At 62.1% G+C, this 9,987-nt stretch carries 9 protein-coding genes and 1 pseudogene; 6 read left to right on the top strand and 4 right to left on the bottom strand.

The window, feature by feature from the left end; translation table 11 throughout:
• Positions 1–266 precede the first annotated feature (266 nt).
• The 4 genes from surE (at position 267) to earP (ending at position 4,555) form a co-directional block, all read left to right on the top strand.
• Positions 267–1,025: a 5'/3'-nucleotidase SurE gene (surE, locus tag MB824_RS07025; RefSeq protein ID WP_238747548.1), complete on the top strand. Its 759-nt coding sequence runs from the start codon at positions 267–269 to the stop codon at positions 1,023–1,025.
• A gap of 132 nt (positions 1,026–1,157) precedes the next feature.
• The gene (locus MB824_RS07020) at positions 1,158–2,303 is read left to right on the top strand and encodes a M23 family metallopeptidase (RefSeq protein ID WP_238747546.1); all 1,146 of its coding nucleotides are present in this window, start codon (positions 1,158–1,160) and stop codon (positions 2,301–2,303) included.
• Positions 2,304–2,459: 156 nt separating this feature from the next.
• A complete protein-coding gene (locus MB824_RS07015; RefSeq protein WP_238747544.1) occupies positions 2,460–3,374 on the top strand; it encodes a chorismate mutase in 915 nt (304 codons plus the stop codon).
• Between the two features lie 2 nt (positions 3,375–3,376).
• Positions 3,377–4,555, top strand: coding sequence for an elongation factor P maturation arginine rhamnosyltransferase EarP (gene earP, locus MB824_RS07010; protein ID WP_238747542.1), 1,179 nt, complete (start codon positions 3,377–3,379; stop codon positions 4,553–4,555).
• A 174-nt stretch (positions 4,556–4,729) separates the two neighbouring features.
• Here the strand turns inward: earP and MB824_RS07005 are convergent, their stop codons facing one another.
• From MB824_RS07005 to MB824_RS06990, 4 genes are all read right to left on the bottom strand, one after another.
• Entirely contained in the window at positions 4,730–5,599 is an 870-nt protein-coding gene (locus MB824_RS07005; protein WP_238747540.1) for a pirin family protein, read from the bottom strand.
• A gap of 33 nt (positions 5,600–5,632) precedes the next feature.
• Positions 5,633–5,866, bottom strand: coding sequence for a DUF896 domain-containing protein (locus MB824_RS07000; RefSeq protein WP_238747538.1), 234 nt, complete (start codon positions 5,864–5,866; stop codon positions 5,633–5,635).
• A gap of 231 nt (positions 5,867–6,097) precedes the next feature.
• Positions 6,098–6,772 (bottom strand): methionine ABC transporter permease, encoded by a 675-nt coding sequence (locus tag MB824_RS06995; protein ID WP_238747536.1) that lies wholly within the window; start codon positions 6,770–6,772, stop codon positions 6,098–6,100.
• A complete protein-coding gene (locus MB824_RS06990; RefSeq protein ID WP_238747534.1) occupies positions 6,769–7,509 on the bottom strand; it encodes a methionine ABC transporter ATP-binding protein in 741 nt (246 codons plus the stop codon). The genes MB824_RS06995 and MB824_RS06990 overlap by 4 nt, the downstream gene beginning before the upstream one ends.
• 278 nt (positions 7,510–7,787) lie before the next feature.
• Between MB824_RS06990 and MB824_RS06985 the strand changes: the two are divergent.
• Both MB824_RS06985 and MB824_RS06980 read left to right on the top strand, forming a co-directional pair.
• Positions 7,788–9,236: pseudogene (locus MB824_RS06985) on the top strand (subtype B tannase).
• A gap of 466 nt (positions 9,237–9,702) precedes the next feature.
• On the top strand, positions 9,703–9,987 hold a 285-nt coding region (locus MB824_RS06980; protein WP_238747532.1), incomplete at its 3' end, for a pyruvate kinase.

The raw sequence follows: 9,987 nt of genomic DNA, 5'->3' as shown, positions 1-9,987 counted from the left end.
GGCTGGCTGGCTGGCTGGCTGGCTGGCTGGCTGGCTGGCTGGCTGGCTGGCTGGCTGGCTGGCTGGCTGATTATACTGACGAACGGTGAACATACTAAGTCAAAAACGAAATAATTTGCCGATATTTTGCCGTGTTTTGTTAACGCAAGGCAAGAAGAACAATCGATAACTTTTCATTAGTTAAAGTCTCGTTTTCAGGCTGCCTTTATCATCCCCCTCGCTTTCGCTACAATCTGCCCCTTTCCCTTTCAGGCAGCCTGAAAAACATGAATATCCTGATTTCCAACGACGACGGCTATCTGGCGCCCGGCATTGCGCTGCTGGCGCGGGTGGCGGGCGAGTTTGCCAATGTGCGCGTGGTTGCGCCCGAGCAGAACCGCAGCGCCGCCAGCAATTCGCTCACGCTCGACCGGCCGCTGCACATCCGCGCCGCCGACAACGGCTTTTATTTTGTCAACGGCACGCCCACCGACTGCATCCATCTGGCGCTGCACGCGCTGCCCGATTTCACGCCCGATCTGGTGATTTCCGGCGTCAACCACGGCGCCAATATGGGCGACGACACGCTTTATTCCGGCACCGTTGCCGCCGCCACCGAAGCCTTTCTGATGAATATTCCGGCGGTGGCCTTTTCGCTGGTGTCCGCCGATTTCGCCCGCTACGGCGAAACCGCCGAAAAGGCGCTGTGGCCGCTTTTGGAGCGGCTGACTGCCGAACCGCCGCGCGCGCCGGTGTTGTGGAACGTCAATATTCCCGCCGTCGCCGCCGGCGATCTGCAGGGGCACAAAATCACCCGCCTCGGCCGCCGCCACCACCAGCAAAGCGTGATGCCCGCCACCAGCCCGCGCGGCGAGCAGCTTTACTGGATCGGCCCGGCCGGCGCGGTGGCCGACAGCGACGAAGGCACCGACTTTGCCGCCTGCGAAGCCGGTTTTGTCAGCATCACGCCGCTGCAGGTCGATTTGAGCGCCTATGCGCAAATGCAGGATTTGCAGCGTTTCTGGCACGGCAGCGATTTTTCCTGAGCCGCGCCGGCCGCGCGTTTTTTCAGGCTGCCTGCACCCCGCCGCCGCTTGAAGCGCCCGGCCTCAAACGGTATGATGCCGCCCTGCACTTTCCGGCCTTTCCGAACAACGACAGACCAAGAGACCGACACCATGAAAACAGCCCGCGCGTTCCGCCTGATGCTGCCGGCCGCCGCCGCAGCGCTTCTGGCCGCCTGTACCAACACCCAGCCGCCCGCCCCGGTTACCGACGGCACCATCAGCGGCGGCAGCACCGCCACCGTCGGCAGCAACGACGGCTCGGTTTACACGCCGCCGGGCGGCGACACCGTGCAAAACAACACGCAAAACCCCTACGAGACCACGCCCTACACCCCCAGCGGTAGCGGCAGCACCGGCCAGAGCGATAACGGCAGCGTTTACACCCCGCCCGCCCGCACCGGCGGCACGTTTGTGCCCAACTACGCGCCGGTGGACGTAAACGCCAGCACCCACCGCGTGGTCGCCGGCGACACCATCTACAACATCTCCAAACGCTACGGCATCAGCCAAAACAACCTGCGCGAGTGGAACAACCTTGCCGGCGACAACATCAATGTCGGCCAGGTGCTGCGGGTGAAACCGCACGGCGCAGCCGGCAGCTACAGCGGCGGCAGTTCCGCCGGCGGCAGCGTCTCCGGCAGCGGCACCCACCGCGTGGCCGCCGGCGACACCGTTTACAACATCTCCAAACGCTACGGCATCAGCCAAAACGATTTGCGCGAGTGGAACAACCTTGCCGGCGACAACATCCAAATCGGCCAGGTGCTGCGCGTGGGCAGCGGCGGCGGCAGTTCCGCCAGCGTACGCCCGCAGCCGCAACCACAACCGCAGCCTGAAAACCACGCCAGCGTAACGCCTTCGGCCAACACCGGCAAATACGGCGGCATCACCTGGCAGTCGCCGGTACCGGGCGGCCGCGTGATTAAAGCGTTCAGTACCGAAGCGCGCGGCATCGAAGTGGGCAGCAGCCGCGGCCAAAGCGTGCTGGCCGCCGCCGACGGCACGGTGATTTACGGCACCAAAGGCCCGCGCGACTTCGAGCAGCTGGTTATCATCCAGCACTCCCCGCAATATCTTTCCGCCTATGGTTACAACGAAAAACTGCTGGTAAAAGAAGGACAGCGGGTCAAACGCGGCCAGAAAATCGCGGTAACCGGCAGCAAAGGCAAGCTGCATCTTGAAATACGGGAAAAAAGCAAAGTCAATAACAACGACAAAGCCATTCCCATCGACCCCACGCGTTTTATCCCCTTCTAAGCCCGAACGGGCCGACGGCAGCCGCGCAGGCTGCGCCGCCGGCCCGTTTTGCTTCCAATGGCAGGCCGCGCGCCTGCCGTTGGCACAAAGCGCTTTCAGGCTGCCTGAACACAGGCAGCCTGAAAGCATCCCAAGCGCATTATTACGAGGCCAGCCATGATTATCGTTATGCAGGCCGGCGCCGACGAAGCATCGGTGCAGGCCGTGGTTTCCGCCATCCGCAGCCGCGGGCTGAGCGAGCATTTGTCGCGCGGCAGCGAGCGGGTGATTATCGGCGCGGTGGGCGACGAGCGCGTGTTCGACCCCGCCTGGTTTGAAGGCATGGCGCAGGTGGAAAAAGCCATCCGCATCGTTCACGACTGGCGGCTGGTCAGCCGCGAAGTGCGCCCGCAAGGCACCGTGGTCAGCGCCAACGGCGTGCGCTTTGGCGAGGGCAGCCTGAAAATTCTGGCCGATGCCGGCAGCCTGAAAACCAGCGGCAGCGAAACGGCATGGCCGGCCGATGCCGACGCGCTGCTGTTCGACCCCTTCCGGCTTAACCCCAATCCCTACGCCCCCGATGTCGCGCACGACAGCAAAGCCGCCGAACGCGCCTTATCCCGCGCCACCGCCGCCTGCCGTGCCGCCGGCAAAGCCGCCGTGGTGCGCATCCGCGCCGCCGCGCAAATCGAAGCGGCGCTCGAAGCCGATGCCGACATGCTGTATCTGGGCGGCGAAATGCTGGCCGACCGCCATCTGCAGCAGCTGGCCGGCAGCCTGAATCTGCCGCTGGTGCTGTGCAAAGGCCGCGGCGACAGCGTGCGCGACTGGCTGATGGCCGCCGAACGCACTTTTTTGCGCGGCAACCCGCATCTGATTTTGGGCGAAGCCGGCACGCTGGCTCTGGGCGGCGGGCTGCGGCTGGATATCGAAGCCATCGCCGAAGCCAAAGCGCTCAGCCACCTGCCGGTGCTGGCCGACCTGCTCCGCCTGAGCCGCCCCTATCTCGGCGCCGATTTACTGCAGCAGCTGGCGCAAACCGCCGGCGCCGACGCAGTTATCCGGCCGGCCGGCACCGTGCAGGCAGCCTGAAAATGGCGGCACCGGTCTGCTGGCTGTTTTGCACCGTTATCGACAATTTCGGCGACATCGGCGTGTCGTGGCGGCTGGCGCAGGAATTGCACCGGCGCAGCGGCGGCGAAGTGTGGCTGTGGCTCGATAATGAAGCCGCGCTGCGCGCCATCGTCCCCGACGTCCCCGCCCTGCCCTGCCGCCACCGCGGCATTGTGCTGCGCCGCTGGCGGGAAGGAGTCAGCGCAGATCTGGCAGGCGCCCCCGCGCCGGACATCCTGATCGAAACCTTCGCCTGCGCCCTGCCCGCAAGCGTGCGCGACACCATCCGCCGCGCGCGGCCGCTGTGGCTGAACTGGGAATACCTGAGCGCCGAAGACTGGGCGCTGCAAAGCCACGCCATGCCTTCGCTGCAGGCCGACGGCAGCCGAAAATACTTCTGGCAGATGGGCTTTAGCCCCGAGAGCGGCGGCTTGCTGCGCGAACACGGCTACGAGCAGGCGCGGCAGACGTTTGCCGCCGATGCCGCCGCCCAAAGCCGTTTGCGCCGCCGGCTGGGGCTGCCGGACAAAGACAGCGGCCGCCGCGAATGTTTCGCCTTCGGCTACCGCAGCGGCGCGTGGGCGCAATGCTTCGACAGCTGGCGCAGCCTGCAGCAGCCCATAAGCCTGTGGCTGGCCGGCAGCCAAATCGCCGACAGCCTGCGCGAAGCCGGCCGCATCCCCGCCGACGCCTTGCTTGATGCCGGCTCGCGCCACCTTTCAGGCTGCCTTGAATTGATCCGCATCCCCTTTGTGCCACAGCACGAGTTCGACCAAGTCCTGTGGCTGGCCGATATGCTGCTGGTGCGCGGCGAAGACAGCTTTGTCCGCGCCCAATACGCCGCCAAGCCGTTTTTCTGGCACATCTACCCGCAAGACGAAAACGCCCATCTCGACAAACTCGCCGCCTTCTGGCGCTTCCCCGCCGCACTGATGACCGATACCGGCTTTCAGGCTGCCTTTACCGCGCTGTCGCAAGAACTCAACGGCGGCACCACCCTAAACGACAGTACCCGCACCGAATACTGGCGATACCTGCTGCAAAACTTCCCCGCCTGGCAGCGCAGCGCCGAGCGCTGGCAACAGCAGCTGCTCGCCCAAAGCGACAGCATCACGCGGCTGCTGCAATGGCATCCGCAGCTGCAAGCACCGCCGCGCTAAACGCCGCCGATACGGTTTTCAGGCTGCCAACAGATACAACGGTGCACACCCCGTGTAGCAACTGCCGGCGCGAACCAAGCAGCCTGAAAGCACAAAACCACCGCCTAAAAAACTTTCAGGCTGCCTGTTTTCACGGGCAGCCTGAAAGCTATTTGCGGCGGATTTTGCCGGGTGTCAGTCGATATTGCCGAAGCGGCCGCGGTTGAAATCCTGAATGGCTTGGTGGATTTCTTCGGCGGTGTTCATCACGAAGGGGCCGTAACCGACTACCGGCTCGTTGATCGGCTCGCCGGAGAGCAGCAGGATTTTGACTTCTTCGCTGCCGGCACGCAGGGTGATTTCGCCGTCGCCGTCTTCAAAGACCGCCAGCTCGCCGGCAGTGGCGCGGTCTTTGCCGTTCACCAGCACTTCGCCGCGCAGGATCACCAGCGACAGGTTGTGGCTGGCGGGTACGCGCAGCACGGCTTCTTTGTTCGGGCGGATGACCACGTCCCACACATTCATGGCGGTAAAGGTTTCGGCGGCGCCTTGGGTGCTGTCGTGCTCGCCGGCGATCAGGCGCAGGTGGCCGGCTTCGTCGGGCAGATTGACTACCGGAATGTTTTCCTTGGCCAGATGCTGGTAGCGCGGCGGGGTGTTTTTGTCTTTGGCCGGCAGGTTGACCCACAGCTGCACCATCTCGAACAGGCCGCCGCGTTTGCTGAAGTCTTCGGAGTGGAATTCTTCGTGGATTACGCCGGCGCCGGCGGTCATCCATTGCACGTCGCCTTCTTTGATCACGCCGCCGCCGGTGGAGTCGCGGTGCGCCACTTCGCCGTGGTAGGCGATGGTTACGGTTTCAAAGCCTTTGTGCGGGTGCTGGCCGACGCCGCGCGGGCCGCGGGTTTCGTTGGGGGCAAACTCGTAGGGTGCGGCGTAATCGAGCATCAGAAAGGGATCGGTGCCGCGGTTTTCGCCCATGTGGGAAAACAGGGGTTGGACGCGGAAGCCGTCGCCTACCCAGTGTTGGCTTTGGGCGCGGTAGATTTGGCGGATGTTGCGCATGGTGGATTCCTTTCGGTTTTCGGATTGGGGGATTTAGTGGGTCTGCATGCCGGCGGCTTGGGCGTCGCGCAGTTTCATCGGGGTAACGTCGCGGCCTTCGGGGTCGATAACGGTAACGGTGGAGAGAATGTTGTTCATCTGGCCGCACACCTGCCGCAGATAGGCTTGGCGCAGCGCGTTGCGTTCGGCAATTTCGGCTTCGCTCAAGGCGGTGGTTTTGGCTTTGCGTGCCAGCTCGTTGATACGGTCCAATTCGTTAATGCGCATGGTGTGCTCCTGATGGGTTTGATGATGGCGAAGCCGGCAGTTTGAAAACAACCGCTGCTCTTCGCGTGTTCCCGTCATATGGGCGCCGCAGGCGCTTACAAGGGGAAGCATTGACAGGATAAAATTATATTTCGCCATCAATAGCGCAAAGCTATAATTCGCCACCCACCCAAAACAACAGGCAGCCTGAAAACCTTTTCAGGCTGCCTGTTGGCGCAAAAACAATATGCCCTAACGCTTGTCCAAATGTTTGGATAAGCGGTTGCCTATGCTTTGCACCAGGATAACGATTACACTGAGCAGGGAAACGACGGCGGCCATCACGTCTTTCATATAGCGCTGGTGGCCGTAGCGGATGCCGAGATCGCCGATGCCGCCGCCGCCAATCAGGCCGGCGGCGGCGCTTTCGCCGAGAATGGCGATAATCAGGATGGTTACGCTCAAAATCAGGCCGGCGCGCGCTTCGTTGACCAGCACTTTGAAAATAATCGTCAGCGGCGTCGCCCCCATCGCCTGCGCGGCTTCAATCACGCCTTTGGGCACTTCGTTCAGGTTTTGTTCGACCAGACGGGCAAAGTAAAAGCTGGCGGCAATGCTCAAAGACACCGAAGCGGCCAGCGGCCCGAAAGACGTGCCGACAATGGCGCGGGTAAGCGGCATCAGCACAATCATCAGAATCACAAACGGAAAAGCGCGCATATAGCTGACCAGCCAGTTCAGCACGGCGTTCAGCCCCGGGCGGGCAAACACCTGGCCGCGGGCGCTGGCAAACAGCAAAATGCCGAGCGCGCCACCGGCCACCACGGCAAAAGTGGCGGAAACGCCGACCATCACCAGCGTTTCGCCCAGCGCTTTGTAAAATTCGGGCAGCAGGCGCTGCAGGTTGTCGAAAGTGCCGGAATTCATAGTTCCTCCGAGATCAGTTCGCGGCCGATGTCGGTGCGGGCGAGAATCTGGCGCTCGCGTACTTCGACCACTTCGAGCAGGCGGCCGTGGTGCAGCAGCGCGGAGCGGCGGCACAGGCGGCGGATCACGCTCATTTCGTGGGTAACAATCACAATGGTTACGTTAAAGCGGCGGTTAATGTCTTCCAAACACTCCAGTACGCTGCGGGTGGTGGCCGGGTCGAGCGCGGACGTCGGCTCGTCGGCCAGAATCACTTTGGGGCTGGGCGCCAGCGCGCGGGCGATGCCGACGCGCTGCTTCTGGCCGCCGGAGAGCTGGGCAGGATAATGCTGCGCGCGGTCGGCCAAACCGACAATCTCCAAACACTCTTTCACCCGCGCGGCGATTTTTCCAGGCTGCCAGCCGGCGATTTCCAGCGGAAAGGCCACATTGCCCGCCACCGTGCGGTTGGCCAGCAGGTTAAACTGCTGGAACACCATGCCGATGTTTTGCCGCGCTTTTCTCAATTCGGCGGCGCTCATCGCGGTCAAATCCCGGCCGTCCACCAGCACGCGGCCGGAATCGGGGCGCTCCAGCAGGTTGATCAGGCGCAGCAGGGTGGATTTGCCGGCGCCGGAATAGCCCATCAGGCCGAAGATTTCGCCCTCTTCGATGGCCAGGTCGGTAGGCTCGACGGCGGTAAACCACTGCTTGTCGCGGGTTTGGTAGCGTTTGGAAACCTGTTCCAAAGTAATCATGGGTCTCTTCCAACAATAAAAACAAAGCCCGATGTGCGGCACAGCGGGCTTGGAAAACTCTGCAAACGCTTTAGCTGGTTTAACGCCCGCAAGCTGTGTCAAATCGGCGTGTAACTCGGCGGCGAAAATACTGCAAAGCGCTTGTTAAGTCAAGTTAAGAGCCTGCCCTCACGCCCAAAGCAGCCTGAAAACCCTTTCAGGCTGCTTTTGCCGTTTGACAGCGCCGCGCAAGATGCCTACCCTGCCGCTTCTTTCCCACCCGCAAACGGAGCCTTCCCATGCCCGCCAAACCACTGATGCTCGCCGCCGCCCTTGCCGCCGCAGGCGCAAACGCCGCCGATTTGGATTTTGCCAAGCAGCCGCACACCAGCCGCAGCGCCGAAATCAACGGCCAAACCGTGCAATACCGCGCCTTTGAAAACATCCCCTATGTGAAAAACCCCGTCGAAGCCGACTACCAAACCATCAACATCTACATCCCCGAAGCCTATTTCCACGGCGGCAGCATCAACGACTACACCGCCGACACCGCGCCGATTTTCCTGCCCAACAAAATCAGCGGCTAAATGCCCGCCAAAGCCGGCACTCCCGGCCAGAAAGGGCGCGGTGGCGAAGACAAAGGCGCAGACGCCATGCAGCTTGCCCTGTCGCGCGGCCTGGTCGTCGCCAGCCCCGGCGCACGCGGCCGCACCTCGCCCACCGGCAAAGCACTCGCCGCCATCGTCGATTTGAAAGCCGCCGTACGCTATCTCAAAGCCAACGACAAAACCATGGCGGGCGATGCACGCAAAATCATTTCCAACGGCACCAGCGCGGGCGGCGCCTTATCCAGTATTGCTCGGCGCGTCGGCCAACCAAAAAGACTACGCAGGCCGTCTGAAAAAACTCGGTGCCGCTGAAGCCGACGACAGCATCTTCGCCGTGTCCGCCTACTGCCCGATTTCCATCCTCGATCATGCCGATGCCGCCTACGAATGGCAGTTTCACGGCGTGAACGACTACCAAAAAATGAACATCACCATGCTCGATTACAATGTCGAGCGCAAATTGGTTAAAGGCACACTCACCGCAGCCGAAAAACAGCTTTCAGGCAGCCTGAAACCCCAGTTCGCCCCCCCTATCTCAACAGCCTGAAACTCAAAAACGCCCAAGGCAAACCGCTCACGCTCGACAAAAACGGCAACGGCAGTTTCAAAGACCACATCGCCGCGCTGCTCGCCCAGTCCGCGCAAACTGCGCTGGACGCAGGCAAAGACTTGTCCGAGCGCAACTGGCTCACCGTGTCCGGCGGCAAAGTTACCGCCGTCGATTTCGATAAATACGCCGCCGCAGCCGGCCGCCAGAAAACCCCGCCCGCCTTTGACGGCGTGGATTTGTCCACCGGCGAAAACCAACTTTTCGGCAGCCAAACCCAAGACAAGCGCCACTTCACCGCCTTTGCCGCGCAACACAGCACCGTCAAAGGCGCGGGCAAGGCCGACGCGCAAACCGTCAAAATGATGAGCCCCATGCCCTACATCGCCCACACGCCCACGCAGCACTGGCGCATCCGCGTCGGCACCAAGGACCGCGACACCTCGCTCGCCGTCAGCGCCATCCTCGCCGCCAAGCTGCAAAACAGCGGCAAATCCGTCGATTACGCCCTGCCGTGGGACGTGCCGCACAGCGGCGATTACGATTTGAACGAGCTGTTTGACTGGATAGACAGGATTGCCAAGGAGAAATAAAGGCCGTCTGAAAGATTGTCTGCCGCTAAAAAAGCAGCCTGAAAACCGGCAATGGCTTTTCAGGCTGCCTTGCGAATAGTCTCAGAGCTAGGTTTGGTTGTAAAACCCAACAAGGCAGCCTGAAAACCCGTAGGCTTCGACGGAATAAAAAAACCAAAGCAGCCTGAATTTCGTTTTCGTCCAAATCCGATGCATACCTAACCCCCTCCCCTGCACCCCAAGCGCGAGGGAGGGTCGGGGTGGGGGTGGCAGTTCGCAGAACTGCGTTGTGCCGCCTGCACATAAAGTTACCGTAACGGCACCAGCCCCCACCCTAACCCTACCCCGCAAGCGGGAGAGGGAATGCAGCAGCCCGACAAGTTTCAGACAACCTCAAAGGCAGCCTGAAAGCTGCAAACTCCGACACAATGAAAACCCCAAAGCAGCCTGCCCCCCCTTTTTCAGGCTGCCACCCGAGACCCAACCCATGAACTACTGGCATATGCAAATCCACCCTAGCGGCCAAGCCGCCGAGTTTGCGCCGCATCTGGCGGGCATCCTGCAGCGCGGCATGATCGGTCTGGGCGAATGGCCGCAGGGCGCGGCGGCCATTCGCGCGTTTAAAGAAACCATGCAGACGGGCGATATTGTCGCCGTCAAACGTGGCGGGGAATTGGTGGCGCTGGTTGAAGTGGCCGGAGATGCCTACGCCGTCACCCCTGCCGACGATCCCGATCCGCACAGCCGCTGGATGGCGCACCGCCGCCCCGTA

It is taken from the genome of Kingella pumchi, assembly GCF_022288825.1.
Taxonomy (GTDB): Bacteria; Pseudomonadota; Gammaproteobacteria; order Burkholderiales; family Neisseriaceae; genus Kingella_D; species Kingella_D pumchi.
Note: the sequence above shows the minus strand (reverse complement) of the source record. Positions and strands in the feature narration are given on the sequence as shown.

Excerpts from the sequence above, each read along its gene's own strand:
- MB824_RS07020 (WP_238747546.1), top strand. The coding sequence starts at position 1,158 with ATGAAAACAGCCCGCGCGTTCCGCCTGATGCTGCCGGCCGCCGCCGCA.
- MB824_RS07000 (WP_238747538.1), bottom strand. The coding sequence starts at position 5,866 with ATGCGCATTAACGAATTGGACCGTATCAACGAGCTGGCACGCAAAGCC.
- MB824_RS07005 (WP_238747540.1), bottom strand. The coding sequence starts at position 5,599 with ATGCGCAACATCCGCCAAATCTACCGCGCCCAAAGCCAACACTGGGTA.
- MB824_RS07015 (WP_238747544.1), top strand. The coding sequence starts at position 2,460 with ATGATTATCGTTATGCAGGCCGGCGCCGACGAAGCATCGGTGCAGGCC.
- MB824_RS06990 (WP_238747534.1), bottom strand. The coding sequence starts at position 7,509 with ATGATTACTTTGGAACAGGTTTCCAAACGCTACCAAACCCGCGACAAG.
- MB824_RS06995 (WP_238747536.1), bottom strand. The coding sequence starts at position 6,772 with ATGAATTCCGGCACTTTCGACAACCTGCAGCGCCTGCTGCCCGAATTT.
- surE (WP_238747548.1), top strand. The coding sequence starts at position 267 with ATGAATATCCTGATTTCCAACGACGACGGCTATCTGGCGCCCGGCATT.
- earP (WP_238747542.1), top strand. The coding sequence starts at position 3,377 with ATGGCGGCACCGGTCTGCTGGCTGTTTTGCACCGTTATCGACAATTTC.